This window comes from Mesorhizobium sp. M0664 (assembly GCF_040320565.1).
Taxonomy (GTDB): Bacteria; Pseudomonadota; Alphaproteobacteria; order Rhizobiales; family Rhizobiaceae; genus Mesorhizobium.
The window spans coordinates 30,739-55,266 of record NZ_JAMYPW010000037.1; the positions used below are offsets into that span (position 1 = coordinate 30,739).

A 24,528-nucleotide genomic window follows, 5' to 3' on the forward strand; every position below is an offset into this window, starting at 1 on the left:
AGAATGCGTCAAGGCCTTCGGATCAGCGAGTCATGCAGAAGTCAGATGAAGCGGATCAAGCGTCAGATAGGCAATCAACAAAATACGCTAACTATTTGACATGAAATGAGTTTTTAAGGAATTTCGCTTGCCAATCGCGAATCCTGGGCGCATCGTGGAACATGAGGGACAAACCGCTCCTGAAGGGAAGGTTTTCCATGCGCTACGGATTTTCGGTTCGCCTGCACGAGGACGTCAGTTCCCGAGTTCGGGCTGTATTGCGGTCCGGGATTGCCATCAATCTGACTGCTGTCGCCGAAGCCGCGCGACTGCAGAACCTCGCCGAGAATGTTGCGCGCGAGGACATCGAATGGCTCGTCATGCAAGCAGCCCAGCTCTACGGGGCGGCTATCGAGTTCGACGGCTTCGCGGAAACCGATCTGGCGGAGTTTGCGTGCCCTCAGCTGATGCAAAGCAGCCCCGCCGCGGGTTGGGACTCCCTGGAAGACGAAGCGTCCGCTTCGCCGGATCCTGGCCGTCAAACACACTGAGCGCGTGTGAGCCCCGCCATGCTGCCGCCACGTGCTCGGAAAAAAGCCCGCCGCAATGGCGGGCTTTGGACTGCTGGAGCTTTGGTGGACGAAGGCCTCTCGGCCCGGTCCGACATTCATCCGATGTATTCGCCTTAGCGGCGGGCGATCAGCAGGCACAATTGGCGCAGATCGCTGTCGTAAGTGCCTTCGCTGCTGAGCACGTCAACGCAGCGCTTCTTCATCCTGGCCAACTTGTCGCCCGACATGTCGGCAACGACCTGGGGCAAGCTGGGATTGCTGGGGTTGCTGGGGTTGCTGGGATTGGACGGACTGCCCGGGTTGGACGGATTGCTCGGATTGGTGCCACCACCGATCCCGACACCGGCGCCGACATTGATGCCGCTGCCGATCCCGACCCCCGTGCCAGCCCTAACGCCGCTGCCGATACCTACCCCCGCGCCGGCAGCAATGCCACCGGAACCGCCGATCGTCGCGCCGGCACCGGCGTTGATGCCGCTTCTGCCCCCGACCGATGCGCCGGCGCCCGCCGCGATTCCGCTGGAACCGCCAACCGTCGCGCCGGCACCGGCGTTGATGCCGCTACTGCCGCCCAACGACGCACCGAGGCCTGCCTTGATGCCGCCGCTGCCGCCAACCGTCGCGCCGGCACCGGCGTTGATGCCGCCGCGACCGCCAACCGTCGCGCCGAGGCCGGCTTTGATGCCGCCGTTGCCGCCGATGGATGTTCCAACACCAACGGCAATTCCGTCCGCGGCATTCACGGGCATCGAGAGCATGAAAATAACTGCGCTGCCTGCCACCGCATCGGTGATTGTTTTGATTAAGGTGGTCATAACACTCTCCTTGCTGTAGTTGCGCTGAACAGCCCGCGACGTCGCCGGTTGCATACCTACTAATTTGCAAGAAGATGATCGGTTTCGTTGCCGATCAGCTCGCTGGCCTCATGGTATATTTTCAAATAACAGCCGCGTGAAATTTGTAGTGAAATTTTCCGAAAGTTTTACTTGGGATGGTCTCTACCAATTGAAGCGATGCGAGACTCAGCTGATGGCGCCGCAATAGACGAACGTTGCGACGGTCGGCGGCCAAAGAAGGCGAATTCCTAATCAGCAAACCACAACATCAAACCTACCTACGGTAATAGAACAAGGGGGGCCGAGAAGATCCGCGCTGCGCGGGTTTGCTTCACTGTGCTGCGTCATTTTTGCCGGAACCTTTCCATCACCCGGGTTGTTTTTTCTGTAGTCGCCACATGATGATAACCCAATGATGGAGATCAACATGCTTACGAAAATCGTGACAGCTTCCATACTTGCAGCCGGTCTGGCGACCGCGGCGATGGCCCAGAACGCCGGGTCGGACAACAATGCGCCTGGCAGCGAGAAGAGCATCGTCGTCCAGCCCAAGCCGAACGGTATTGACCCTGGCACGACCCGCAGCACGATGGGCACGACGGGTACCATGAACTCCAATGCGGATGAAAACTGCCCTGCAACCCCGCAAGGAGCTCAACCCGATGCATCCAACAAGCCTGCCGGGACGGTTTCACCGACTGTCAACGACAACAATTGCGGTAAGTAGTTAGCCGCGCCAATCGGGCTTGCCATCGCGGGCTTGCGGCAGCAGGACCGGTCAGGACTGGTTTTGCTGCCGATCATGGAACGATGTATGGGCCGACCACCCGCGAGATCCAGCGTTGGAATCAAATCCGCTTGCGTTCACGCTTTACGTGGTCGCGCCTTGGATTTGCTTCCGTCCTTGCTGGCGGCCGGCCTAGGCTGGCGTGCTTTCGGCTTCGGTCGGCTGGCGGTCTCCGGCGCGGCGGTTTCTGCGTCGATTTCGGCGGTAGCCTGATCCCAATGCTGCTGATGCGCCCCGTCGGGCCTGCCTGCCTGTTCCCAGATCGCGTGTGCTCGCTGGCGAATCCGTTCCTGCCTGTCCGTCATTGTTGCCTCCGTCGGCTCGGTTGATGCGTAAGCAACCTTGTTCTAGCTGAAATTTCGACCGGCGTCTTGAGCGGCAGGCGACACCGTCATTGAACCTCTCTGTCACACAGGACGGCGACCCCGAGGAGCGCCGCCTTCTTGATGATCAGCCCTTCAAGGTCCGCGTCCGAGCGCTCGGTTCCGGTGCGTTCGCGCAACAGTGCTATCGCCGCCTTCATCGACAGCAGGCCATCGCCTCGTTCAGCAAGCAGTTTGTCGACGGCTGCGGCCACGTTGACCGGCTCGACATGCGGCAGCATGGGAGTGGCTCCTTTCCTTGTTTCGAGACGACAGCGGCTCCATCCCGATCCCTCGGGATGGAGCTCTCATTTGATAATTTAGGCCATGACCTTCCAAATCCGGTTCGCGGTTTGGCAACGCCGATCACTCGATGACCTGCACGATCTTGCGGGTGTCTGGGTCGACGAGCACGGTGCGATTGCCGACGACGACGTATCTGTACCGCACGTCTGGAACATCGATCGGTTGCAGCTCAACCGTATCGGGCAACGTGGAACCGATATTGAGCTCCACCCCCAGAAGACTGATCGACGCCAGCGGGTGCTTGTGGACGTATTCGCGGATGACCGTCTGCTGTTTGGGCGTGACAATCACCTGGTCCGCGGTGGCCACGCCGACGCCGGCAAGCAACGCCAATCCCGCCGCAGCAGGAACAAGGTGGATTTTCATCGTCTACTCCTGTTGTTACGGGCCTCGCCCTTACAATTGCGACGCGGCATTCCGGTCGAAGCGGCGAACCCTCTAGGCAAACGCCCACGCCACCTTGTTGTTCCGTAAGTGGCGGCTAATCGAACAGCGGTGAAGTGCCCGCGCGATGCGGCGAATGGACTGCGAATGAGCTTGCGGTGGCCCGCGTCGCAAGACGCGGGCCGATCGGTTTCCCGATCAGCAGCGATACCGGAGGGGGGTGATATCTACTGCGTCTGAAATAACATTTAGGACAAGCTAATGTTCCTCAGCGAGTGCAACAAACCTGCCGGCGCGAGCGGCGCGAAGTTGCCGCTCGTCGCTGCTACTGCTTTGGCGGCTGTGGCGGCACCTCGCCGGGCTTGATCACCGGGGTCTTGCCCTCATCCGGCGGTGGCGCCGCCATGCCCTGATCGCCCGTTGGCGGCGGCTTCAGGACCCCACCGCATGGCTCGAGCGTATCGGACAAATTGTTGCCGGCCGGCTTCTGCTGTTGGCTGTTCTGGTCCGGCGGCTCGACTTTGCAGCGGTCGGATTGCGCCTGTTCGCCCGGCTGCGCGGCCGCCGGCACCGCCAGCAGCAGCGCACCTAACATGTACGGCAAGAAAATGAGCGGTCTCATGTCGAGCTCCTTTCGCGCCAGTATCTTCTGAATGTGAAGGCGGGCCGGCGCGATTGGTTCCGTCGTGCGGCAATGCGCGCGGACCGCAGCGGCCCGGAACCGGCTGCCAGACTTATGAGTTCAACCACTGAGCCAATTCAGGGCCGCTGACATTATGGAGAACCGGCGATGGAACCGCGCAGCAAAGAACGAACCGACGACGAGACGGAGAGCCCGACGATCCAGCAGCAGGACTGGGATGCCATCCGGAGCGGGAGAATCCTCCCTGACGGCGTGCCGCAAAACGGCGATATTCGCTATGACGTCGAGAAGAGCGGCGAACTGCCGGAGGAGGACGACGATAACGCTTACCAGGACAGCGACGAGGCCTTGCCGGACGATACGGATGAACGTGTCATTTCGCGCGATCTCGCACGCGAAGGTGGCCCTTTCGACGAGGAATGAGCCGCCGCCTGCTTTCAATTCGGGAGGTCGAAGAGCGGCTCCTGGCAGCGATAGACCAGACATTGACCGTCACGCGTCTTGATATACGCGGCGCGCGGCACCTGCGGCCAGTCGCATTCATTGCCGAATTGGCGGACGTAACGGTCGTAGGTGTTCTGGCCGGTGGTGAGCACGACAGAGCGATGCCTCTGGATCAGACGCTGCGTCTGTTCGCATGTCATCGCGCGGCTGTCCGGCCGCGCGTCGGCCGTTGCGGCAAACAGAAGCGCCCCGGCTGTCAGGACTGCCGCTTGTGTCTGGACCTTGGCAAGCATGACACCATCTCCCATGCCTAACGCGCATCTTGGTCGGGCAGCGCCGGATCGAGCCGCCCTGTCGCGAAAGAAAGATCGTACAGAATGCGAGCAAAAATGCAAAAAGCCCGCCGCACCTTTCGGCGCGGCGGGCTCCAACTGAACGTCACTATTTCGGCGGGCTTGGGCGGCTTATTCCTCCTTCACCGGCCCGAACCGGCGCACGATAACCTCGAAGACGATGTCCGAGATCCACATCGCCGAGACGCCGATGAGGAACGCCGCGGCCAGCGTCGTGGTGTCGTCGTCCGGAGAAGGAATGGGCAGGCCGGCGGCGCGGAAATAATGCACGACCGGCAGCGTCAGATAGGCCGCCGCCAGCGCGCCGCAGATCGGCGAGGCCACCATTTCGCGGACCTTGTAGCGATGGCGCGACAAGGCCCGCAAAATGCCGCCGGACAGGCCGGCGACCAACACCGGCGCCTTGATGCCCAGGACGTCGAGCAATTCGTGCATCATGGCGTCCACCCGCACCATCTGGCGCCCTGCCCGTTGAAGGCGTTCATCTCGTCGAGCTCGGGCCGGCTCATGGCGGCAACGACCGGGGAGGATGGCCGGCGCGGCTGGTTGTGGTCGCACCAGACCTGGCGCGGATTGCCGGCCGGCGCGGTTGTCGTGCAGCCGGCGAGCACCACGCAGAGGATCAGCGCCTTGCCCATTTCTCAGCCTCCGCCCTTGCTGCCGCATCGGCCATGCCGGCGGCCTTGCGCTCTTCGGCGGCGGCCTCGCGCCTCATTTCCAGACGATCCTCGGCGGCCGCGACTTTTGCCTCTGCCTGTTTGACCGCCTCCTTCCTCGCCCGGTTGATGCCGCCGGCAACGTAAAGGCCGATGCCGCCCGCCACAGCAGCGAATGCCGTCATGACGACCCTGTTGCCGATGATGGCGCTGAGAATGCTGAGAAGCGCTGCCATCACAAGTCCTCCGCGCGGCGGCGGCGCAGGAACTCGGTCAAAACGCCGTTGATCACAAGAAACCAGGGGAACCATTCCCCCGGAACGACCGGCGAAAGAACCTGCGGGTCGACATAGGTGACGATAGTCGCGATGACGCCGATGGCCGCCTGAAGCCGCGCCCAGAATATTGTCTCGCTGTCGCGGAAAAAGCTCTTGATCCGGGTCCACATGTCATTTCCTTCCGAATAGCTTGAGGATGGCTGATAATTTGAGGATGGCGGCGATCAGCGCTGCCCAGAAGCCGGGCCTGGCGACAGCCACGGGAGGCCCAGAGGGCGTAGCGGTCGCTTGTGGAACGGCAATTGGCTTGGCGGGCTCTGGCGGGACTGCAGGGGTGACCGCCGATGACACCGGACCGGCAGACGGCCAGGGCGTGTCCTTGATGCGCGACCATTTGCGATAGGCCTCGGCAAGCCTGGTATCGTAGGCGTTCTTGCGATAGCCGGCGCCGTTGTAGCCCTTGGCGAATCCCGACCAGTCATGATTGCGCAGATTGTCGTCGAGCCGCTTCTCGACGATGAAATCGATCGCCGCGCCGAGCTGCAGCGCCTCGTCCGCCATCATCGCCTCGGCCATCGCCTGCACGGTAAGGAAGCCTGCCGCCTTGAAATTCTCGCCGAGGACCTTGCCCAAGCCCCACGAAGCGGATTTGAGCGCCGCGGTTTCGTCGATCGCACAAGCTGCCCTGAGCCGTGGGTAGCTATCCCTGGGATAGGGCTTTGCGCCCCACTTCGGATAAGCGAGGCCGGCGGCTACCGCTTGTGCCCGCTTGGCACCCGACAGGTTGCGGTAGAAGACGTGCGGTTCGAACAGGATGACCGGCCGGCCAACGGCGTCGAAGCCGTGCCCGCTGGTCTCGACATCGAGGAACGCGTGCATCTCGTCCTCGCCGACGCCGATCCGGGCACCGAGTTTCGGCAAGTCTATATCATCGAGGCGCCTGGCGGCGCCCCTGAACGTCATGTCCATGGGCAGTCCTTTCCGCCCTCGCGGGCAAGGTTTTGAGGTTGAAAAAGCAGATGCGCGGCGGCAAAGCAGAATTTGGCGGCAGCCCGCGCCGATGTGGCAAGGAAGGTTGATGTTTTCGACCCGCCGTGTGAAATGGCCGCGGGATGGTGCACATGTCTGATGATGAACAAACCGCTGCGGCACGCTGGTCGGTGAAGTCCGAGCTCCGCGCCGTCGCTCGCGACAAGCCGTTGCTCGCGGTGCTGGCGGCGATCCTCTGTCTCTATTGTGCGTTTATCGCCGGACCGATCGTCTATGCGGTGCTGGCCATCAACGGCATTGCGGATTTCTTCAAATGAAGCCGGTTCCGGCGATATCGCTGCGGTCAGGCGCGCTGCGTTTTCGGCCCCGAAATTGCTTGGCCTGGATGAAATTGCCTAGCCGGGATGAAACTGTTCCCGTCTATCGTTCGTAGCTTTAGCGGGAGGACACGTGACGATAAGAATCAGGCTTCCGGGCGGCACCTTGAAGATCAAGAAAAGGAGCGAGCTGCGGCGCCGCGAGCAGAACCGCGAGGTGCCGGTTTGGCAGGTCGGCAATTACTTCGTCATCTGGTGGCCGAGCGGCGTGTCCGATCGCCCATCCTCGCCCAGAAAATCCTCGCCCAGGAAATAGCCCGCGCACCCGACGATCCCGACTGGGCATGCCGCCTCGGTGATCAGGAACCGCCGTGCGCGCCAAAACCTCAAAGCCGCTCGACTAGTCCCAGAAATAGTCAGCGGGCAGGCATTGACTCTTCCGCAGCGGAAGGTCTCTGATGCTGCATTGCACAATTTGGGGCGGCGGAAGCGATGGCAGTGCGTATCAGAATGCCGGGCGGCACGCTGAAGGTGAAGGTGTACCGCGAATTGCGCGAACGCGAACGCGCCCGCCGCATACCCGTCGTCAAGATCGGCCGGATCTATTTCACCTGGTGGTCGAACCGCCAGCGCCTGGTTGACGATCAGTCGCCAGGGTGACGCATGAATTTTTTCGGCTGCCATGCGCCTGGGAAGCCCGCCCCGACCTCCGCCGGCCAGCTTGCAAAATAAGTTGATGATCCTGCTGTTGACTCTCCCGTAACGGAAGGTCTCTACTTACCGCATTGCACGAAAATTGCTGCGTTGCACAACGGGAGTTGGACCGATGGCAGTGCGTATCAGGTTGCCTGGCGGCACTCTGAAGATGAAGACCTATCGTGAGTTGCGGGCCAGGGAACGCGACCGCCGCGTGCCTGTGATGAAGATGGGCTCGCTGTATTTTGTCTGGTGGTCGAAAAGCCAGGACCTGCATCAGAAACCGCAGGACAGCAGACGGTAGCGGCTCCGCCGGCGGCGGGTCCGCGTCGGCGATGAACCCTGGCAATTCCGAAATACCGCCCAGCTGTAGGATTTCTGGTCGGCCTGCTGTGCCATTGTTGGTGCGCACAGCATCCCGAGCGGCCTCGCAGAGCAATTCTTCTGACGAACTTTTCGGCGATTTTCAAATGGCCTCCAGACTGGCGGACACGCGCGTTTGCAAGCTTGCAAACCGCCGCCGCTTGTCGCAAATAATTGTCCGCGGGCGGGCGATCAGGAGTCATCCATTGATGAATGTCCAATCGCGCATGCATGCTTTCCTTCGCTCAAGCCCCCTCCGATATTATTTTCACCTCGCAAAGGCTCGCCTTGCCGGGTCTCCGCAATCAGACGAAAGTGTAATCCTGTCGCAGATTGTTGGCCAAAGCCCGAAAACGTTCTTGGAATTTGGTTTCCATCCGACGGAGTACAACTGCATTGGGCTTAGTGAATTCAGGGGTCTGCTCGTCGACGGCGACGCAACGACCGTGCGGTTGGCGCGCTCGCTGCTTCCAAAGCGGATTGAAGTGCGCCAGAGCTTCATTGATCTCAACAACATCGAAAGTCTCGCCACGCATTTTCCGCAACTTGGAGTGCTTTCCGTCGATGTCGATGGAAACGACTACTGGTTTCTGCAAGCCTTGCTGCCAGTGCGCCCGGCCATCATTGTCGCGGAGTACAATGCCAGCTTCGGGCTCAACCCCGTCACCGTGCCATACGATCCGTCGTTCGATAGGGCCGCAAAGCACGAAAGCGGTTGGTATCACGGCGCCTCGATCACCGCTCTGACGCAGCTCTGCAATAGTCACGGCTACAAACTCGTCGCTGTCTCGGCGGCTGGCGGCAACCTGTTCTTCTTGCCGCAGACTGTGGCCTTGCCCGGACTAGAGCCTGTGGAGGCGTACCGCGAGAGTGCACTTCGCAACGGCTGGTCAGGAACCACGGCGAAGGAGCAATGGGAGCGGATCAAGCACATGCCCTTCGTGACAGTGAGCTAACCGTGTGATGAGCATTAACCCAAAGGCATCATTTCACGACCCGGTCAGGCCGCACCAGGGCGTCAGCAGGGACGTCGGTTCGCACTATGGAACCGGCGGAGATAATCGCCCGATCGCCGATCGTGACACCCTTCATGATCATGGCACTGTTCCCAATCCAGACATCGTCTCCAATCACGATCGGAGCGGAGCGGATGCCAGGGTCGACTCTAGGATGGCCCCGCTTGAAGATGGCTTGCATCTGCGCGAAGCGCTTCTTCGGGTCCATAGGATGCGAGTTGGTGTCGTGGATCGCCACACCCCATGAGACGTGTACCCGCTTTCCGATCTTGATCCCCACCGGGTCTGACGACCAAATCGTCGAGCTTGGGCCAAGATAGAACCAATCATCAATCTTGATCCGACCCTCGTGGGCAAAGACCTGCAAATGCCCATCCAAATGGCTGTCCGCGCCGATTGAGACGCGAGACCGGTCGCCGTGGATATTAAAGATCTCTGCCCCGGCGCCGAACTTCGTGCGCGGCCCGATGACGGCATTCTCCCTAGCGGCGCCCGTGGCGATCCACGACCAAAAGCGGCGGCGAAGAGTGAGAACGGTGGAGAAGACGCGCATTCGCGAACATCTGCCACACAGGACCATTCCAGTCTAGGCTCCGAAGAAGCCCCGGCGCGACAGACAACGGAGTTCCTCAGCGTCGAAAGTTCCGTGACGCAGACTGCCCGCAGCATTCGGATGGAGCTCATCGCCCATGTAAAGCAACGAGGTCAGGTAGCCGATGCCACTCTCACCACCTACGTCGATTAACGGTATGGACAGCAGCTTCGCCACTTCGCGCTCGGCGTTGAAGAACTGGTCCATGGTGTTGCCCTGGCCATTCACCCGACCTATCCGGTGCGTCGCGTGTCCAGGGCCGCCGCTGTAGGTGCCAATCATGATGATCTTGGCGTTCGGCGCACGCGCTCGGATGGCGGCGCACGCCGCCCACAGCGAACCATAGTGAGTGGCGTAGGTCGTGTCGCCGAGAGCGCCCAGGGGCGTCTCCTGCGCGCCAAAGGCGTTCGGGCCCGGCTCCAGGATTACCAAGTCCGCGTCGACCGGAATGTTGGTGATCGCATTGGACATTCCGTAGCTCGGATAGGCGGTGGTGCTCAGCCCCAAGGCCGAGCCACTGACGGCTAGATTGGTAGGGACCATACCGGTCAGACCGGCGAGGACGGGAACGTAGTAGGCTCCGGCCGAAATACTAGAGCCGATCAGCGTCAATTTCTTACCAACCAGGGCGGCCGAGCCGTCGTCATATGGATCGCCGCCGATGTTGGCCGGATCCGACAGTAGGCCAAGATACAGAGCGCCATTGGCGACTGCCGTCACGCCGGCGCTTTTGGTCCAGGCCGAGTTGGAGAGGTTTTCCGAAGACGAGAAGACATTCGGCCCACCATTGATGCTTAGAGCCGACCTTTGGACATAGAATCCAGACACACCATCGCCGACATACGGGTGACCGCCAGCAGACGGGAAAATACGCTGTTGCCAGTTCGTCGCGGCCGTGGCCGTTGCCGTCTTCGTGACCGTGCATTCGTACCAGCCGTTGCCAAGAGCGACGATGCTCGCGCCCGTGCCGGTCGCAGTCCCGGTGTCGAGATTGAAGGTGCAGTCGAAGATGACGGCGTTGTTGGAGTAGAGATTGAGACGATTGCGTTCGGCCTTTTTGGCGGTGACTTTCCAGACGATATTGTCGCCATTGACCACGGACCTGCCCTGATAAACGGAAGGATTGCCAGAGCCGACCATTTCGACAAGCTTCGACGCCGTCATTCGGCCTCTGACGGTCACGTCGAGGCCATCGACAAGCGGAGGCAGGGAGATCAGCACCGGTTCATAAGGGCTGACCGTGGTGGTAACCGTCACGTTCTGCTTCGTGAAGGCGGCGTTGGCGGGGTCGCTGCTCGGGAACAGGTTAGCCGGCAGGCCCTGCTTGCGCAGCACGATACTGCGAATGTACATACCGCTGGTTCCATCGCCGGTGAACGGAAAAACGCCAGCAGCCGACATGCGTGCCTGCACATTGTTCGTAATATTTGCCGCAGCCAGGACGACAGCCTTGCACTCGTACCAGCCGGAGCCAATATCCGTGATGGCAGCGCTGACGAGGTTCGCGCCAGAACTGCTTGAGACGATACCCTCCTCAAGATTGAAGTTGGCTGTATAGGCCGCACCAGCCCCCGCGTGAATAAGCTGCAGAATGCTTCGCTCTCCAGCTTTGGCAATGGCAATGTGCTCGATCGTGTCGCCCGACACAAAAGAGTAGGATCGATATACAGATGGGCTGACTGATCCGGCCGCCTCAGTTAGCCTGGCGGTCGGAACGCTAAGGCCTTCGATCATTGCAAGGCTATCGACGCTCGAAAGGAGAGCAGCCGTTGCCGCGCGAACGCCCGTATCGGCCGCCACAGGCCCGGCCGTGACATTGTACAGCCCAAGCACACCAGTCGAAACTTCCGTCCAGAAATACTCGCCGACATCGACATTCCTGCCCAGCACCGCCGCGGCGGCGGCGCCGGCCAGCCCTGCCGACGCCGCAAAGCTCAACGTCGGCGCCACTGTGTAGGAGCCCGGCGCCGTGATCAGTATCTGCGTCAGCGCGCCGCCCGCCACGACGAAGCGGCCGGCAGCGCCCGAACCGGTCCCGCCGGTAAACGCCAGGTCGAACGTGCCGTTGGCGCCGCCGGAGCCTGGCGTGATCGCACCGTTGCCGGCGACGCCGAAGCCGATTGCCGCCGCAGTCGTCGGGAAAATGCCCTTGCCGTAGAGCGAAGCGTCGCGTGCAGCCTGAGCGCTGATGACGGCGGCCGCGGCCGCGACGGCATCGGAATTGGTGGCAGCCCGGTCGGCTGTGGTTTGTCCGGCATTCGCGGCGGAAGCGGCAGCACTGGCGGTTGCCTGGCCGGCGCTGGCAGCGGCAGCATCCTTCAGCGCCTGGGTTTCATCGCGCAGCGCTTCGACCTCTTCGACCACATCGGCGATGTCGGGCGGAACGGATGCGGCGATGGTGATGGCATCGGCGCCGATGGCCGGCTCGTCGGCCGTGAACTCGAACACGCGGTCGGCGTTGACCGACCCGACCTGGGTGTGAACGGTCGTGCCCTTCTGCAGGGTGCGCGTAGAACGGGCGTCGGCGGCGCGGAACCAGTCGCCTTCGCTCGCCGTGTAGATGCCGTTCTGCGTCGGGTCGGCCTGGTCCTTGACCAGCACGCGGTCGCCGATTTCGGTCGGCACGCCGTCGATGGCCTGCAGGCCGTGCAGGAGGATGTCGGCCGTGGTTGCGAGGCGCACGGGTTCGCGTTCACCGGTCAGGAGACGAACGGCGGCAGTTGCAGGTCGGGACATGAGGGCTTGCTCCATAAAAAAAGCCCCGCATAAGCGAGGCTGGAAGGGGGTTCGGTGCTGTCGGTGGGAGACTTAAGCTACGCGGCCGGACACCGCGCTATCCGGCGCAGCCGGCGATTTACATTTTCCGGACGGAGAGCGGCAACGCGGTCGAGACTACAGCAGCCCGCCAATCAGCCTTCTTGTGCCGCCCATGGCCGCCAGCCCGCAGGCCATGCCGGCGCAGTCGGCGATCCAGTCGAGGATATCCATATCGCGCGCGATCAGCTGCACGCCCTGAAGCAGCTCGATCGCCGCGCCGGTAATGGCAAGGAGCACGACCAGCCTCGTCTTGTGTTCCGGCCAGCCGAGGCTTCCGAGAGCCGCCAGCACAGCGAACGCCGCGGCGTGATTGAGCTTGTCGTGCTGGAAGGTGAAGCCCATGTCCAACTCCTGCAGGAAGCGCACCGGCGAAAGCGCGAGCAGGAGAACACCGGCCAAGGTAAGCAGAAAAGCGATCCTTGCCATGGTCGGAAAAGTGTCTGTGCGCAACAGGTCAATCCTTCATCTTAAACAGGAGGCGATCCAGGAGGCACCGCCAACCTGACCGCTCGGCGGTTAGCAGGCCATAAGCCAGGATCGTGACCACAATCAGACCGACGGCACGTTGCGTGCCTGGTCGCCATTTCCGGCGTGCGCACTCACCAGTGATTGCGCCAGTGCTGATCCGGTCGAACCGAGTGCCGGGCTTGCATCCGCGACGAGCCACGGAGCACGCCAGTACATCACTTCGGGAGCAACGAAAGCACGTTCTCGTCAAGGAACTGACGGCGCTTGCCGACAAGCGGCAGCCGATCACTCTCGAAGTTCCGGCAACACCCTTTCGTCGAGAAATTTGAGACGGCTATCCAACATTTCGGCGTTGGCTGGGCTAGGCGGCACGTTGACCGGGATTAGATCTGCCACCGAGTCCCCCGTCGCGCAGCTTCGACCCACTCTTCCATGGCGCCGATATATCCATCCAGCGCCTCGTATGGAGTCTTGGCGTCTACCGCCGGCAGATATGTCGGGGGCACATCGCCGACGATTACCCATATCCATGGGTCAACTTCCGGCCTGCCCGGAACAATCTCGAAGAGAAAAATATAGGTTATGCCGTCGGCCCCGTATCCAAGGTATTCCCCCTTGATGTCTGAAACCCAATCATAGAAATCAAGATATTTTCAGGGCTTCCAGACGTGCAGCATCAAGCTCTTCATCGCCTGTGCTTTTGTCAGTCGACGGCAAGCGGGTGACGCTGGTCAAGTCGGGTTTGACGTCGCTATAATTTCTCTCGACCACTTGTGTTCCCTTTCATTTCTTGCTTGAGCCATCTTCTTCTTGCCCAGCGAGCATAGTCTCCTGCATCGCCATGGTGTTTAATATGATCTGCTCTCGCACGATGCGTGATGTTTGAGAGGTGATCTGCCCCCCGTCGGCCAGCGCTTTCTCGTGAGACACATCCATATTCCGGCCCGTGGGCTGATTGGTCCTTGCCAGAACGCTCCGTGCGAAGTGACGCCCCGGTTTCTTGCACCGCTGTCGGCTCCGCCGCTCAGCGTCGCAATCACCCATGTCAACCGTTACAATTGGAAGTCGAAACTAACTCCGCTCCGATTCTGGGTGTTCGTCGAGGGTTTTGCCTCGCCTCCATGGCGAGGTTTTTGTCTCGCGCCAAGCATACCAGCCGTAAGGTAAATCAGCCAACTGCATAATAGTCTTGTCTTTTTCAACCATATTTTTCAGGCTTATGATCATAATATCGCTTTCATCGAAATCTTCGGATTCATCCGCGTGAAACTGCCATGATCCGTCATCATCATCATGCACGACGCGAGCAACCCACCTACCATTGCGTATAGCTTTCCTGTTTACAAAAACAGCTACGTTCTGGGGGTCTTCAAACTTCCATTTAGTCATCACAGCGCCTATTTGTTCCACTTTCTCTGTTTCGAATTCTTGCAACCATCCTTGCATTGGTGTAACTATTCGATCCGGGAGTCTTTGTCGGATCAACTGGAATAAGCGGATCGATGTGATCAAACTGTGATTCGTTGGCGGAGGAGTAACGCCTTTTTTTACTTTCACCGGGTCAAAGCAGAGTAAACTCCGCTACCATTCAGAATGTGTTTAGGTGATTTTGTCGCGCTTCCATGGCGAAGACTTTGTATCGCGCCACGCACGCCAGCCTAACGGCAAATCCGCCAACTGTGCAACAGTTCCATCAAGCTCGACCACCTCGACCAAGGCCACTAAAATTAGGTCATCTTGATCAACTTCAGCTTCATTTCCGTAGAATTGCCACGACTCATTATCATCGCCGTCATCATCATGTGACACATACGCAATCCAGCCGCCCCCCCTAAATATCTTCCGAGTCGAAATAACGGCTGTGTTTTTTGGGTTTTCGAACTTCCATTCGGTCATATGTCACCTATTTATTCGATTTTTCTATATTCTCAAACCCAGCCGTAAGACGAAGATTTTTATGGCTATTTGATCCTGACGATTTTGTCTTGTCAGCGGGATTAACCGGATCTATGTGATCGATATGAGCTTCATTTTTTGGAGGAGTTACGCCTCTTTTGCTTTTCTTTGCTGGAATTATTTCTATACCACTCTCATCCGATCTCAAAATTCCATCATTCACCCTTTTATTTTCCTCGAAAATAGCTATCCTCTGCTTCTTTGTTGGATCCTTGCCGGACGCAACGTTGGGAGGATCTTCCAAATGCGTATAGGGCCTCCTTATTTCTCGGGCCTTGCCGGTCGAGATCGGAATCTCTTCTGCATTGACAGAAACCGGGGGAGCCCCACTATCCAGTACGATATCAGGTTTAGCATTCGCAGAACGCCCGGCAAGCCTTGCCAACACCTGGCTGCCAACTGCACTGAGCCCTTCGGCAAGGACATTGCCGCCCGCCCCCCAAAGCGCGCCGTTGGCAATTCCCCAGGGGACGCTCTGTCCTGTGTTGAAGGCGTATGCCCCGCCATAAGTGTCACCCGCCACACCCCCGACGCCAGTTCGGGCAGCAAGACCGATCAAGCCGTTCTCTGCCGCCGCGCCAACGCTTGCCCGGCCCAGCAAACCGAACAAACTCTCCGCCAGGCCATATCCGCTTAAGCCGGTGCCGAGGGCTTCCGCCGCCCAACCGGCCGAACCGGCCCGGTCCTCGGCGTCCTCGGTCTTGGCCTGTTCATCTTCGAGGAGGTTCTGGTAGTTTCCTCCGGACCAAGCGGAGTCCAGCCCGGCGGAGATCGCATCCGCACCGCCGGCGGCCGCGCCCTTAGCCGTGAGGCGGCCGACATCCGAGAACGCCAAGCCGAATTGCTGTAGCCACGGCATGGTGCTGTACTGGGCTTGGGCCGGATGTTCCCCGATCCACGCCAGCCTGTTCTTGAGCACTGCAACCTGGGCTTCCAACGACTCTGGCGCGACGTTCGGATCTTGGGCGGCCTTGGCTCGCCACTGGGCTTCCGCCGCCACAGAAATCTGTTGGGTTGTCGCCTTGCGGGCATCAGGATCGCGAACCGCCAGGACGATCGAACTCAACTTGGCAAGGCGCTTTTCGAACGGCACGCCTTGGTCGATGTATTTCGCCGCCTGCTGGCCAGCTACAGCCCAGGGCATTGGCAGTATTCGGTCGAAGCCCAACTCCTGCTGAGCAGCGACGGCCCAGGTGACGGCAGCCTTATAATCCTCAGGAGCTGTGATCTTATCCCAGTCCGGAGCATGGTTCGGGAACAGTTGGCCGACGTAACCGGCGGGATCGGCGCGCCTGGCACCCAGCACCAATTGCGCGGCGCCGGCCCTTATCTCATATTGCTCCCGCTCTTCCGGCGAGCCGTAGGGGCCGGGTTCAAAATCCCGAATCTGGGCGTGTATCGCCTGGTTCGGGACGGGTCGCATGTCGAAAACCGCGCGGCCGATATCAGCCGTTATGTCGAAGGCTTGGAGACGCTTGCCGCCATCTTCGGCGCCGTACACGGCAGTGAAGTCTTCGGCACCCGGTGTCTTGCCAGAATAGCTGCCGGTATTGGCAATGGCAGCCGGCGCGTTCTGCAAGGCGATGTCGATGTTCGTGCGCGCATCGACCAGGCTTGCCACAGTCGCTACCTGCGCCTTCTGGCCGAGATCCTGAACCGTGTCCGGCGACAAGTCGGCAATCCAGGGTCCTGCGGCAGCCCAAGCCGTATTTCCGACGGGCCCCACGGAACCCGTGCGGATAGGTGTTTCGTCGGACGGAAGGCCACCTACGGGCGCTTCGCGCGTCGCCAGCACGCTGGACCCACTCGCCCGAGGTCCGCCCACAGCTTCGATGGTATCGTCCTTAGTCCTGCCGTCCGTTGAGACCGGCCCAGTCCCCAGCACCTCCGCAGCACGCTTCGGGTCCTTGGCGATCATCGCGTCGGCGAGCGCCTTTGCCGTGTTGCTGCGCCAGGCAGCCTCGGCGGCCTGGCGGGCCACCGGGTTGCCCATCTTGCCGATCAGCTCGAGCCCGCTCTGCCTGATGGCATCGAATGTTTCTGTGTCGTCCGGGTCGCTTTGCGCGATGGCGCTGGTATAGCCGTCCTCGACCTTGCTCCACTCGGCCTGCTCATAGTTCTGGCGCCGCGCGTGCTGCTGCGCGGCCATGCGCGCCGAGCCGGCCAGCCGCAATGCCTGCTTTTGGGCGAGAAAATTGGCGCGTTCGCCCTCCGGCACTTTCGCTACGGTGTCGTCGAAGATCTGGTCGAACAGGCCGGGCCTGACGACGCCGTCGCTGCGCGGATCGAGCTGGCCATACATGAAGTCGTGCAGGCCGCCGCCGTCGGCCGGCGCGGTCTGCACCGCCACGGCCTCGGCGTGGGCGATGCGTGCGTTCAGCTCGCGGCCGATAATGTCGGCGTCGAACGCGTCCTGCTGCTGCTTCTGTTGCTTGAAGCGCTCGGCAATCGCCGAGAGCTCGTCGCCAAAGCCTTGCATGGCGGCGCCCACCGGCGAGCCGTCGGGATAGGAGGCCACAGTGCCGGTATCGAGGCGGCGCTGGGCAAGCTGGAGCGGGATGGTGGCCATCAGTAGAGGCCTCCACCCGGCGCCGGCGGGAAGGCGCTTCCGCCGAACGTCACCGCCTTGGCCGGGTCGTAGATGCCGGAGATGCCGGACACGAGATTGCTGCCGGCCTTGAAAATCGAGGCGCCCACCGCCTGCCTGCCGGAAAAGCGCGCGATCGCCGCCTGCGTGGCGAGACCGTTCTGGCGCAGCTGCGAGCCGTACTGGATCGCCTTGAGGTCGAGCTGGCCCTGCCTTGCATTGGCCGCCATCACCTCGGTCGGCGAACCAGAAATAGCGACGCCCGAAGCGCCGGCCTGGGCACGCGCCTGCGCCTGCAGCAGATCCTGCTTATGGCGCTCCTGGCCCTGCTCGAAGGCCGAGCTTTGGGCGTCGGCCCGCGCCTGCTGTTCATAGGCCTTGGCCTGGTACTCGGCCATTTGCTTCGACTGTTGGCCTTCCGCCAGCGCGCCGCCGACCGAAAGCGCCGTGCCGATAAGAGCTAGTGTGCACATGGTCAGCCTCGTTCGCCGGCGGGAATGAATTTGCTTTTGATGCCGTCGACCGGCGCACCGACCTACGGGCGCCGGTCGAGCACACCGCCGGGGCTGAGGAAGGACAAAAGCAGCCGGTCGGCCTGGATTGCCGGGCGGCTGAGACGCGATGGCGCGGCGGCCCGCGGGCCGGCCATGGCGGTGCGCCGGATGGTGGTCAGGTTGATCTTCAGGTCGACGGCGCCGTCGGCATCGAAAAGGCCGTTGGCGGCGATGATGGCGCGGCTCAAGGCATCGGCCGCGAACAGCTCCTGGCGCAGCTGCTCGATCAGCCAGTGGACCGTGCGCCAGCGCTCGCCGAGCGCCTCGGCCTTTGTCCTGACCTCGTCGCCGGGCGCAGGCGTGGCGACGGCAGCTTCGGCGGGGGGTTCGTCCAGGGGGGCGCCAACGCGGCGCTCGTCCGCGTCCTCGATGGTTTTCTCGATCAGTGCGATTTCAGCGTTGCAGTCGTCCAATGCGGCACGCGCCGCCGTCAAATTTCCGGCGCCGAAGATCGCGTCAAACTTTTCCGTTTCCAGCTCGCCCTTGCGGGCGATCGCATCGTTGAGGTCGGTGTCGAGCAAGGCGATGACGGCTACAAAATCGGCAGCCGTCCGCGCCTTGCCGAGTTGCTCGGCATGGGTTGGGGTCACGGGTGGGTTCCTTGGTTGGGGAAGCGATGGAAGACGGAGCCGGCCATCTCCCCCCTCGAGGGGGAGATGGCCGGTAGGCCAGAGGGGGTCGTCTCGCGTGGAGCTCCAACCCCCTCAGTTTGCGATGGGAGGCCGCGTCAGGACGTGCCGACCCCCTCTGTCGCCTTCGGCGACATCTCCCCCTCGAGGGGGGAGATCAGCAGTTTCTAAGGCTCGGCGTCGAACACCGGTGTCATCGCCCTGATCGTGCAGGGCGTTGGATTGACGTGGCGGATCTTCACCCGCCCCTGCCCTTCCCAGCTATCGTCGATCGGCACCTCGACATTGCCGGTGAACAATTTCGCCATGCCGTCGGGTGCAACCACAGACGGAATGCGAACCTGCTCCCAGCGGCCGCGGATGAACGACTGGACCTGAAGCCCGGTTGTGTCGGTTTCCAGCAGCGAAAGAATGAGCTTGGCCACCTTCTTGCGCCGCCCGACGATCGATCCGTCGCGACCGCCGACGTCGAGCTCCAGCGTGTTGGCTTCGGACTGGTAGCCGAGCCCGACCTGCCATTTGGCTGCCGTAGCCCCACCGGGCAGCGAAACCGCGCCAGCAGCCACAGCAAGGCCCTTGTAGACCTTGCCATCGGCCAGGACGTCGAGTGTTTCGCCGTTGAGATGATCAAGCCCTGAGACCGTGCCCACGGCGACGCCATCATAGGTCAGGCCGCAGTCGACTTCGAATGCATCGCCGATCCCGCCATACTCAAACGGCGCGGTCTTGATTTCGATATAGCGCCTGGTCACGCCGCCGATCGTGCGCTTGACGATCAGCCAGAGATCGTCGTTGCCGTCCTGGCCGGGCGTCACCACGGCGCTTTCGACAACGGCCCAGTTCGATCCTGCGAAGCTTCCGGCGATCTGGTGGATGTGCATGCCGCGAACGTCCTGCGACGGCTGGTGCGTGTAGCCGCCGAGTTCGCCATCCCCGAGCGGGCACCAGAGCAGCGGATCGGGGTCGGTCTGGAAGGCGAGTTCGACGACGCCTTTCTTGGGAATGTGCTCCGATATCTGACCGACATCGTCGGAGGTGAAGCGGCCGGTGGCGTTTTGCGTCAGCTCGGCGATCGATTTGCGGGAGCGGGTGACATAGAGGAACGACTGCCCCGCATCGACGGGACGCAGCGGGGCACAACCGAAAGTCCGGGACCGGCGGTTCTTGAACGAGGACGGCGTCAGCGCCTCGTCGATGCCGGAACCCGACAGCGCCCTCACCCCGCCAAGCGTTCCGATGATCAGCGCACCGTCCGATTCCGCCACCCACGTAATGTCATTGGCCTGGCCGCCACCTGCCTGCACGAATTCCAGCGCGTCGGTGTCTTTCTCACCGGTGGCGAAGTTGTCGAAATCGCCGGTTTGCGAGGCATAGACCGAGAATTTTCGGCTGAACGCCAGACGCTCCTCGTAAAGCGAACCGCTCTGGACATACTTGCCGGGCACGAACGTGCCGAGACGCCAGCGAATGATCGGGCTGAGATCGGGCAGAGCATGCCCGTACAACTGGACCGTGACCACCGTCGTGCTGGTCCGGGCAACGACCTTGGCCCAGCGCCAGAAGCCATCCGCGCCAAGCAGACGAATGGCGCGGCCGATATCGCTGGTCTGGAAGCCGATGCCGTCGTTGATGCCGACGATCGAGGAGGCCGAGAGATCGAACGGCGTTTGCGACGGCGCGTATTCGTGCAGGGCCAGTTCGGCGATAGCGGTTCCGTCGCTGCCGCCACCTGAAAACAGTAGCTGATAATATTCGTAGGCAACCGTGTTGTTGAAGCCGTCGAAGAAACGGGTTTCCGACTTGGACCAGCCGGTCTCTCCGTCCCGGCTGTCGAGCGTCGTCCAGTCGGTGCCGTTGTGCGAGGCCTGGAATTGCCACTGGGTCGGCGATGCAGTGTCTGAGTGATCATTCGTGGCGGTAATCCAGTAGGCGTCGACCGTCTTGGCCCCGCCGCCGAACTGGTAGCGCAGATACCCGCTCGGAAAGCCCGCTATGTTCTCCCCCTTCTGCTTGTCGCCATCGAACACCTGCCACACGTCGGATGAGCCGTTGCTGTTGCTGACCGTGCCGCTTGGCAGCCTATTCGAGGCCATGACCGGCATGGCGTTGCCGGTTGCGGCCGGCGTTAGCGTCGTGGCCGTGGTGTTGATCTTGTCGTATGGGCCGTCGAGAAAGACGAAATCGGCGAGCGTCCAGGTCGTGTGCGCAGTGCGCGTCAGCACTTTGACCGGATGATCCTTGTGGGTGATCCACATCTGGTCTGCCGACTGGACGAATTGCAGGTCGAACAGATCGGCCTCGGGATAAGGCGAAACGACTTCGACCGTGCCGACACGCGCGCCATAGGCATAGACGCGGATGTAGAGATCGCCGAATTCGAGCGCATAGGCCTGATCGGCCGAGAAGATGAACGGGATCAGCCGTGTCGCCTTTGACGGAGCCTTCACCTGCGCGCAAAAATACGTGCCGCCGCGTTTCCTGATGCCGCCATGCGGCAGCGTGACGAAGTTCGTGCATTTCGACAGCGCCGCCCGGTAAAGCTCGAGCGAGGCGCGAGCATGCAAGCGGGGAGAAATCTCGCCGCGGATGAAAGCATCTTGGACCGGATAGAGCGTGGTCATCGGCCGACGCCCCGGCTGTCGCCGCGCTGGAAAGCCCAGGACGTCGTCGAAAATCTGCCGCCGCGCTGGATCGCATTGGCCGAGTAGGCTGCATCCAGCGCCCTGTCATAGGCGCTACGGGCGACGTCGATCATGCTGGCCTTGTGGGTCAAGGGATGGGCGATCTTGATGGCGAGCGCCGCCACCAGCACTTCGCTGAACAGCGCGTCCCAGTCGTTGGGGTCTGTCAGGTTGGCGACATAGCGGATGATGCGCGGCCCGGCCTGATCCGAATAGATCAGCCCGGCCTCCTGCCGCCATGAGAGCGGCACGCCATCCGGCTCGCCATTCCCTGTGAGCGGCAAGGGCCGCAGGCAATCGGCGGGAAGCTCATAGGCGAAGTTCAGCGTGCCAGCGCCGCTGCCGGTGTCGAAGCCGGCGACCGAGGCCGCCAGGATGGCGAAGACAAAGGCATGCTTGGTCAATTCGGCCTCGCGGGTCAGGTCGAAATGCAGATTGAGCAGGCGCGCCGCCTTGGCGTCCTGGTCGAGGCTTTCGATCGGCGCCTCGTCGAGCACGGCGAGCGCCATGTTGGCGATGTCGAGCGGGGTGATGGCCATGGCTCAGGCCTCTGTCTGTATGGTTGGTCGGAGAAAACGGGGCATGGTGCCTCCACGGCAAAAAGCCGCTTCGAAGCGGCTGGGGATTTTTTGTGATTTGTGGCTTGGGCAGAACGTTGCACGTCTCGTGCACGGGGGCCGTCACGACGCCACCCGCCCGTCATGAAACGGCGTGGCAGACGCTTCGTCAGCCGTCTTTTTCCCATTCGAGCAAGGAAGACGGCAATGCTTCGGCTATTGCAGTTTCACGACACCGCCGCGCAACGCGGCGATGTCTTGCCTGAATTGTGTCAGCCGACGTGTGCGCCGGTCGAGATCCCTGTTTCAGCTGACTTGGCAAAGACGCTTGCTTTCACCCTTCCGGCACCTCCCGCCAAAGCCAAGCCCCTGTCCAGGGCGTCCTGAAGACTTGGCGTGTAGTAGGCGGTGTCTTCCAGGCCGCTGAAGAAGTTTATGCGATGAACTTCCCCTTTCTTGCTCATGACAATGCCCGCTTTTCGGAGCACTTCCTGAACTGTTTTGTACTTCATGTTCATGGTGACCTCCCTTACCAAGACAAGGCAGCATCGCCCCTTCTTGTAACTGTTTGGTGCCGTCGATTGGCCAAAGGGCAACATGAATGTTGTAGCGAACGCCAAAATTCACATCACTCCGACGCAGCGCAGCGGGTGAACTTGGGATTCGCCGACCTGGTGTCCCGAAGGGGCGGGACGTCTGACGCCCGCCCCTTCGCCCGATCAGGCCTCGGTCGTCTTCAGCGCGATGAACGTCATGTGCTTGACGCTCGACGCCGTGCGGTCCCAGTTTGCCGCCAGTGCCAGCTCGGCATCGGTGGCGAATTCGCCGGCCGAGGACGCATCGAGGAAGCGGGTGCCCGGCACATGCGGCACGAAATGCCGGCGGCCGACCATTTCGGTGACGCCGCCGCCATGGCCCTGCCGCGGCTTGCGGTCGAACTCGAGCGGGCCGCCTTCGGTATTGACTGGCAGCTCGTTCCACAGGATTGCCTTGTCCTTGAACATGAACGCCGTGTAGACGCCGCCGGCAACCGGAATGTCGTCGTCGACGACAGCCCTGAGCCCCATGTAATAGGGGATCAGCGGCCCGCCCTGCTCGGACGACGGCACATAGTCGATGAGGTCGGCGAGTTTCAGTGCCTTCATCTGTTTGGAATGCATCCAGATCGTCTTGAACTTGTCGGCGCGGTCGCCCATCAGATAGGCGGCCTCGATGATGTCGGTGTCGACGATGGAGGCGCCGGTGATGCGCACCAGGTCGCCGGCGTCATTGGCAATGTTGTCGGCCAGCACGCCTTTCAGTATGCCCAGCAGCGTAAGCTTGTTGGCGCGCTGCCAGTAGTCGGTCTGGCGGCGCACGATAAGCTTCTGCGGATCGTCGCCGGCAAGGATCGAGGTCAGATCCGGGATGCCCCAGGCCTGCGCACGCACATTGCGGGCCGCGACTTCGCGGCGCGCGCCGATCTTCTTCATCTCGATCGAGTCGGCCGGGTCGTCATTGACCGGCTCGGACGGATCGTTGCCGAGGTCCTTCCAGCCGGGCATGTCGACGGAACGTCCGCCCAGGCTGAGCTTCGAGGCGATCGACGGGTCGGAAAACAGGATCCCGGCCTGGTAAATCTCCAGCGACTGGACGTGCTCCTCGAACGAGTATTGCGCATAGACGGACGGAACGATCGCGTCCGCGATACGGGTATAGGCGTCTGCCATTTTTGTCTTCCTTCAGGTTTGGGTTAAAGAGGATTGTTGGGCATCCACAGGTCAGGATTTTCGCCGGCCTCGCGTGCCAGCCGCCGGGCGCGGGCGGGGTCGCTTTTGACCAGGGCTGAGATGCCAGTCAGGTTGCGCTCGCCGGCGGCATTGCGCTTGAAGGGATTGCCTCCGCTCAAGGCAGCATTGCCGTCGATCGTGTCTTCGCGGAACATCGCCTCGCCGATGGCGTGGAACGCCTTGGCGATCTGCGGGTCGGTCAAGGCGCCGTCCGGCAGAAGGATACCCTTCGCCTTGTAGGCATTGACCAGTCCGAGCTTTTTCATCGCCCGGTTGGCGACCTCGAGCTTCTGGCGAAAGCCATCGCTGCCGGTCGGTCCCCAATCCCTGACGAGGTCGTCATGCGTCGTCTCGACCGAGCGGGCAAGGGCGATCTGCTGTGCCTTGGCCTGCTCGGCCATGTAGCCGACGAAGCGGTCGTGATAGGCCTGTGCGACCTTCGGGGTAGCACCTGCCTCGACCGCCCAGGCCTTGGACGCGTTGGCGAGCTCGTCCGAATAGGCGAAGTTTTCGGGGAGCCCGTCGGGGCGCCGGTACTCGACCTTGTCGGGCGAGGTCAGCGGACGCATCGCCTCGGGCAGCCGGGCATGGAACCTGTCCCAGTCTTCCGCGGCTGCATCGGCTGCCGGAACGCGCAGGCTCTCGCCCTGCTGCCGCTCCAGCTCCGCATAGGAGGCGAAGACCCGATCGAGGCTTTCAGGCTTGGTCCAGCCCCTGGTTTCAGCAAGCTTGCGGTTGCCTTCGGAAAGACCGTCAAACCAGCTTTTGGCCGCAGGCGGGGCGGACCCGTTGTCCCCGTTGGCCGGTGGCCGTGCAAGGTTGCCCGCCGGTGGCGCCGCCACCACGGACCCGGCGTCTGCCAGATCTGTCATGAGAAGATTCCTTTTGTTGACGTTTCAGAGGAGAGCCGATGGCGACGCTTGGTATCTCCCCCCT

Annotated in this window: 32 protein-coding genes; 8 read left to right on the forward strand and 24 right to left on the reverse strand. The window is 61.7% G+C overall.

What is annotated here, in order from left to right; all coding sequences use genetic code 11:
- The first annotated feature begins 197 nt into the window (after window positions 1-197).
- Entirely contained in the window at window positions 198-530 is a 333-nt protein-coding gene (locus NKI39_RS25155; RefSeq protein ID WP_352474220.1) for a hypothetical protein, read from the forward strand.
- A gap of 134 nt (window positions 531-664) precedes the next feature.
- Here NKI39_RS25155 and NKI39_RS25160 read toward each other — a convergent pair whose 3' ends face one another.
- A complete protein-coding gene (locus NKI39_RS25160; RefSeq protein WP_502898606.1) occupies window positions 665-1,420 on the reverse strand; it encodes a hypothetical protein in 756 nt (251 codons plus the stop codon).
- A gap of 379 nt (window positions 1,421-1,799) precedes the next feature.
- On the opposite strand from NKI39_RS25160, the gene NKI39_RS25165 reads away from it, so the two are divergent.
- Entirely contained in the window at window positions 1,800-2,114 is a 315-nt protein-coding gene (locus tag NKI39_RS25165) for a hypothetical protein (protein WP_352474216.1), read from the forward strand.
- Window positions 2,115-2,251: 137 nt separating this feature from the next.
- On the opposite strand, the gene NKI39_RS25170 is transcribed toward NKI39_RS25165, so the two are convergent.
- The 4 genes from NKI39_RS25170 to NKI39_RS25185 form a co-directional block, all read right to left on the reverse strand.
- Window positions 2,252-2,479 (reverse strand): DUF2934 domain-containing protein, encoded by a 228-nt coding sequence (locus NKI39_RS25170; protein ID WP_352503642.1) that lies wholly within the window; start codon window positions 2,477-2,479, stop codon window positions 2,252-2,254.
- Window positions 2,480-2,565: 86 nt separating this feature from the next.
- Complete coding sequence (locus NKI39_RS25175; protein WP_352452715.1) at window positions 2,566-2,778, reverse strand: hypothetical protein; 213 nt, start codon at window positions 2,776-2,778, stop codon at window positions 2,566-2,568.
- Between the two features lie 124 nt (window positions 2,779-2,902).
- Complete coding sequence (locus tag NKI39_RS25180; protein ID WP_352474210.1) at window positions 2,903-3,208, reverse strand: DUF1236 domain-containing protein; 306 nt, start codon at window positions 3,206-3,208, stop codon at window positions 2,903-2,905.
- Between the two features lie 343 nt (window positions 3,209-3,551).
- On the reverse strand, window positions 3,552-3,848 hold the full coding sequence (locus tag NKI39_RS25185; RefSeq protein WP_352474209.1) for a hypothetical protein: 297 nt from the start codon (window positions 3,846-3,848) through the stop codon (window positions 3,552-3,554).
- 168 nt (window positions 3,849-4,016) lie between these two features.
- Between NKI39_RS25185 and NKI39_RS25190 the strand changes: the two genes are divergently transcribed.
- Window positions 4,017-4,292 carry a hypothetical protein gene (locus tag NKI39_RS25190; RefSeq protein ID WP_352474207.1) on the forward strand — a complete coding sequence of 92 codons (276 nt, stop codon included), beginning with the start codon at window positions 4,017-4,019 and terminating at the stop codon, window positions 4,290-4,292.
- Between the two features lie 14 nt (window positions 4,293-4,306).
- On the opposite strand, the gene NKI39_RS25195 is transcribed toward NKI39_RS25190, so the two are convergent.
- The 6 genes from NKI39_RS25195 to NKI39_RS25220 all read right to left on the reverse strand — a co-directional run bounded on the left by NKI39_RS25195 (window position 4,307) and on the right by NKI39_RS25220 (window position 6,569).
- Entirely contained in the window at window positions 4,307-4,606 is a 300-nt protein-coding gene (locus NKI39_RS25195) for a hypothetical protein (protein ID WP_352835182.1), read from the reverse strand.
- A 171-nt stretch (window positions 4,607-4,777) separates the two neighbouring features.
- Complete coding sequence (locus NKI39_RS25200) at window positions 4,778-5,101, reverse strand: hypothetical protein (protein ID WP_036245970.1); 324 nt, start codon at window positions 5,099-5,101, stop codon at window positions 4,778-4,780.
- Window positions 5,101-5,304 (reverse strand): hypothetical protein, encoded by a 204-nt coding sequence (locus tag NKI39_RS25205; protein WP_352491004.1) that lies wholly within the window; start codon window positions 5,302-5,304, stop codon window positions 5,101-5,103. Before NKI39_RS25205 ends, NKI39_RS25200 begins: the two co-directional genes overlap by 1 nt.
- Window positions 5,289-5,558: a hypothetical protein gene (locus tag NKI39_RS25210; protein WP_352773023.1), complete on the reverse strand. Its 270-nt coding sequence runs from the start codon at window positions 5,556-5,558 to the stop codon at window positions 5,289-5,291. The genes NKI39_RS25205 and NKI39_RS25210 overlap by 16 nt, the downstream gene beginning before the upstream one ends.
- Complete coding sequence (locus NKI39_RS25215) at window positions 5,558-5,770, reverse strand: hypothetical protein (protein ID WP_352474200.1); 213 nt, start codon at window positions 5,768-5,770, stop codon at window positions 5,558-5,560. Before NKI39_RS25215 ends, NKI39_RS25210 begins: the two co-directional genes overlap by 1 nt.
- Window position 5,771: 1 nt before the next feature.
- Window positions 5,772-6,569, reverse strand: coding sequence for an N-acetylmuramidase family protein (locus NKI39_RS25220; RefSeq protein WP_352835184.1), 798 nt, complete (start codon window positions 6,567-6,569; stop codon window positions 5,772-5,774).
- Between the two features lie 152 nt (window positions 6,570-6,721).
- Between NKI39_RS25220 and NKI39_RS25225 the strand changes: the two genes are divergently transcribed.
- The 5 genes from NKI39_RS25225 (at window position 6,722) to NKI39_RS25245 (ending at window position 8,922) form a co-directional block, all read left to right on the forward strand.
- The gene (locus NKI39_RS25225) at window positions 6,722-6,907 is read left to right on the forward strand and encodes a hypothetical protein (RefSeq protein WP_352474196.1); all 186 of its coding nucleotides are present in this window, start codon (window positions 6,722-6,724) and stop codon (window positions 6,905-6,907) included.
- 133 nt (window positions 6,908-7,040) lie between these two features.
- A complete protein-coding gene (locus tag NKI39_RS25230) occupies window positions 7,041-7,223 on the forward strand; it encodes a hypothetical protein (RefSeq protein ID WP_352491000.1) in 183 nt (60 codons plus the stop codon).
- A 176-nt stretch (window positions 7,224-7,399) separates the two neighbouring features.
- On the forward strand, window positions 7,400-7,567 hold the full coding sequence (locus NKI39_RS25235) for a hypothetical protein (RefSeq protein ID WP_352835187.1): 168 nt from the start codon (window positions 7,400-7,402) through the stop codon (window positions 7,565-7,567).
- Between the two features lie 166 nt (window positions 7,568-7,733).
- Entirely contained in the window at window positions 7,734-7,907 is a 174-nt protein-coding gene (locus tag NKI39_RS25240) for a hypothetical protein (protein ID WP_352465314.1), read from the forward strand.
- 268 nt (window positions 7,908-8,175) lie between these two features.
- On the forward strand, window positions 8,176-8,922 hold the full coding sequence (locus NKI39_RS25245; RefSeq protein WP_352835243.1) for a hypothetical protein: 747 nt from the start codon (window positions 8,176-8,178) through the stop codon (window positions 8,920-8,922).
- Window positions 8,923-8,950: 28 nt separating this feature from the next.
- On the opposite strand, the gene NKI39_RS25250 is transcribed toward NKI39_RS25245, so the two are convergent.
- The 13 genes from NKI39_RS25250 to NKI39_RS25310 all read right to left on the reverse strand — a co-directional run bounded on the left by NKI39_RS25250 (window position 8,951) and on the right by NKI39_RS25310 (window position 24,464).
- Window positions 8,951-9,535 (reverse strand): acyltransferase, encoded by a 585-nt coding sequence (locus NKI39_RS25250; protein ID WP_352458146.1) that lies wholly within the window; start codon window positions 9,533-9,535, stop codon window positions 8,951-8,953.
- A gap of 33 nt (window positions 9,536-9,568) precedes the next feature.
- Complete coding sequence (locus NKI39_RS25255) at window positions 9,569-12,175, reverse strand: SGNH/GDSL hydrolase family protein (RefSeq protein WP_352835191.1); 2,607 nt, start codon at window positions 12,173-12,175, stop codon at window positions 9,569-9,571.
- Between the two features lie 291 nt (window positions 12,176-12,466).
- Window positions 12,467-12,841, reverse strand: a complete 375-nt coding sequence (locus tag NKI39_RS25260) for a hypothetical protein (protein WP_352835193.1) — start codon at window positions 12,839-12,841, stop codon at window positions 12,467-12,469.
- Window positions 12,842-13,930: 1,089 nt separating this feature from the next.
- The gene (locus NKI39_RS25265; RefSeq protein WP_352835196.1) at window positions 13,931-14,371 is read right to left on the reverse strand and encodes a hypothetical protein; all 441 of its coding nucleotides are present in this window, start codon (window positions 14,369-14,371) and stop codon (window positions 13,931-13,933) included.
- Window positions 14,372-14,458: 87 nt separating this feature from the next.
- Window positions 14,459-14,755, reverse strand: coding sequence for a hypothetical protein (locus NKI39_RS25270; RefSeq protein WP_352472061.1), 297 nt, complete (start codon window positions 14,753-14,755; stop codon window positions 14,459-14,461).
- A gap of 7 nt (window positions 14,756-14,762) precedes the next feature.
- The gene (locus tag NKI39_RS25275) at window positions 14,763-17,384 is read right to left on the reverse strand and encodes a hypothetical protein (RefSeq protein WP_352835199.1); all 2,622 of its coding nucleotides are present in this window, start codon (window positions 17,382-17,384) and stop codon (window positions 14,763-14,765) included.
- Complete coding sequence (locus NKI39_RS25280) at window positions 17,384-17,875, reverse strand: hypothetical protein (RefSeq protein WP_352501172.1); 492 nt, start codon at window positions 17,873-17,875, stop codon at window positions 17,384-17,386. Before NKI39_RS25280 ends, NKI39_RS25275 begins: the two co-directional genes overlap by 1 nt.
- Window positions 17,876-17,937: 62 nt before the next feature.
- Window positions 17,938-18,546 (reverse strand): hypothetical protein, encoded by a 609-nt coding sequence (locus NKI39_RS25285; protein WP_352835202.1) that lies wholly within the window; start codon window positions 18,544-18,546, stop codon window positions 17,938-17,940.
- A gap of 206 nt (window positions 18,547-18,752) precedes the next feature.
- Window positions 18,753-21,206: a phage tail protein gene (locus NKI39_RS25290; protein ID WP_352835205.1), complete on the reverse strand. Its 2,454-nt coding sequence runs from the start codon at window positions 21,204-21,206 to the stop codon at window positions 18,753-18,755.
- A complete protein-coding gene (locus NKI39_RS25295; protein WP_352835208.1) occupies window positions 21,203-21,805 on the reverse strand; it encodes a phage connector family protein in 603 nt (200 codons plus the stop codon). Before NKI39_RS25295 ends, NKI39_RS25290 begins: the two co-directional genes overlap by 4 nt.
- A 290-nt stretch (window positions 21,806-22,095) precedes the next feature.
- The gene (locus NKI39_RS25300) at window positions 22,096-22,341 is read right to left on the reverse strand and encodes a hypothetical protein (protein WP_031211513.1); all 246 of its coding nucleotides are present in this window, start codon (window positions 22,339-22,341) and stop codon (window positions 22,096-22,098) included.
- A gap of 201 nt (window positions 22,342-22,542) precedes the next feature.
- Window positions 22,543-23,532, reverse strand: coding sequence for a Coat protein (locus tag NKI39_RS25305; RefSeq protein ID WP_352458159.1), 990 nt, complete (start codon window positions 23,530-23,532; stop codon window positions 22,543-22,545).
- A gap of 23 nt (window positions 23,533-23,555) precedes the next feature.
- Window positions 23,556-24,464: a hypothetical protein gene (locus tag NKI39_RS25310; RefSeq protein ID WP_352835211.1), complete on the reverse strand. Its 909-nt coding sequence runs from the start codon at window positions 24,462-24,464 to the stop codon at window positions 23,556-23,558.
- Between the last annotated feature and the right edge of the window lie 64 nt (window positions 24,465-24,528).

Coding starts and splice junctions, on each gene's coding strand:
- NKI39_RS25155 (WP_352474220.1), top strand. CDS start 198: ATGCGCTACGGATTTTCGGTTCGCCTGCACGAGGACGTCAGTTCCCGA.
- NKI39_RS25160 (WP_502898606.1), bottom strand. CDS start 1,420: ATGCAACCGGCGACGTCGCGGGCTGTTCAGCGCAACTACAGCAAGGAG.
- NKI39_RS25165 (WP_352474216.1), top strand. CDS start 1,800: ATGATGGAGATCAACATGCTTACGAAAATCGTGACAGCTTCCATACTT.
- NKI39_RS25170 (WP_352503642.1), bottom strand. CDS start 2,479: ATGACGGACAGGCAGGAACGGATTCGCCAGCGAGCACACGCGATCTGG.
- NKI39_RS25175 (WP_352452715.1), bottom strand. CDS start 2,778: ATGCTGCCGCATGTCGAGCCGGTCAACGTGGCCGCAGCCGTCGACAAA.
- NKI39_RS25180 (WP_352474210.1), bottom strand. CDS start 3,208: ATGAAAATCCACCTTGTTCCTGCTGCGGCGGGATTGGCGTTGCTTGCC.
- NKI39_RS25185 (WP_352474209.1), bottom strand. CDS start 3,848: ATGAGACCGCTCATTTTCTTGCCGTACATGTTAGGTGCGCTGCTGCTG.
- NKI39_RS25190 (WP_352474207.1), top strand. CDS start 4,017: ATGGAACCGCGCAGCAAAGAACGAACCGACGACGAGACGGAGAGCCCG.
- NKI39_RS25195 (WP_352835182.1), bottom strand. CDS start 4,606: ATGCTTGCCAAGGTCCAGACACAAGCGGCAGTCCTGACAGCCGGGGCG.
- NKI39_RS25200 (WP_036245970.1), bottom strand. CDS start 5,101: ATGCACGAATTGCTCGACGTCCTGGGCATCAAGGCGCCGGTGTTGGTC.
- NKI39_RS25205 (WP_352491004.1), bottom strand. CDS start 5,304: ATGGGCAAGGCGCTGATCCTCTGCGTGGTGCTCGCCGGCTGCACGACA.
- NKI39_RS25210 (WP_352773023.1), bottom strand. CDS start 5,558: ATGGCAGCGCTTCTCAGCATTCTCAGCGCCATCATCGGCAACAGGGTC.
- NKI39_RS25215 (WP_352474200.1), bottom strand. CDS start 5,770: ATGTGGACCCGGATCAAGAGCTTTTTCCGCGACAGCGAGACAATATTC.
- NKI39_RS25220 (WP_352835184.1), bottom strand. CDS start 6,569: ATGGACATGACGTTCAGGGGCGCCGCCAGGCGCCTCGATGATATAGAC.
- NKI39_RS25225 (WP_352474196.1), top strand. CDS start 6,722: ATGTCTGATGATGAACAAACCGCTGCGGCACGCTGGTCGGTGAAGTCC.
- NKI39_RS25235 (WP_352835187.1), top strand. CDS start 7,400: ATGGCAGTGCGTATCAGAATGCCGGGCGGCACGCTGAAGGTGAAGGTG.
- NKI39_RS25240 (WP_352465314.1), top strand. CDS start 7,734: ATGGCAGTGCGTATCAGGTTGCCTGGCGGCACTCTGAAGATGAAGACC.
- NKI39_RS25245 (WP_352835243.1), top strand. CDS start 8,176: ATGAATGTCCAATCGCGCATGCATGCTTTCCTTCGCTCAAGCCCCCTC.
- NKI39_RS25250 (WP_352458146.1), bottom strand. CDS start 9,535: ATGCGCGTCTTCTCCACCGTTCTCACTCTTCGCCGCCGCTTTTGGTCG.
- NKI39_RS25270 (WP_352472061.1), bottom strand. CDS start 14,755: ATGACCGAATGGAAGTTCGAAAACCCAAAAAACACAGCCGTTATTTCG.
- NKI39_RS25275 (WP_352835199.1), bottom strand. CDS start 17,384: ATGGCCACCATCCCGCTCCAGCTTGCCCAGCGCCGCCTCGATACCGGC.
- NKI39_RS25280 (WP_352501172.1), bottom strand. CDS start 17,875: ATGTGCACACTAGCTCTTATCGGCACGGCGCTTTCGGTCGGCGGCGCG.
- NKI39_RS25290 (WP_352835205.1), bottom strand. CDS start 21,206: ATGACCACGCTCTATCCGGTCCAAGATGCTTTCATCCGCGGCGAGATT.
- NKI39_RS25295 (WP_352835208.1), bottom strand. CDS start 21,805: ATGGCCATCACCCCGCTCGACATCGCCAACATGGCGCTCGCCGTGCTC.
- NKI39_RS25300 (WP_031211513.1), bottom strand. CDS start 22,341: ATGAACATGAAGTACAAAACAGTTCAGGAAGTGCTCCGAAAAGCGGGC.
- NKI39_RS25305 (WP_352458159.1), bottom strand. CDS start 23,532: ATGGCAGACGCCTATACCCGTATCGCGGACGCGATCGTTCCGTCCGTC.
- NKI39_RS25310 (WP_352835211.1), bottom strand. CDS start 24,464: ATGACAGATCTGGCAGACGCCGGGTCCGTGGTGGCGGCGCCACCGGCG.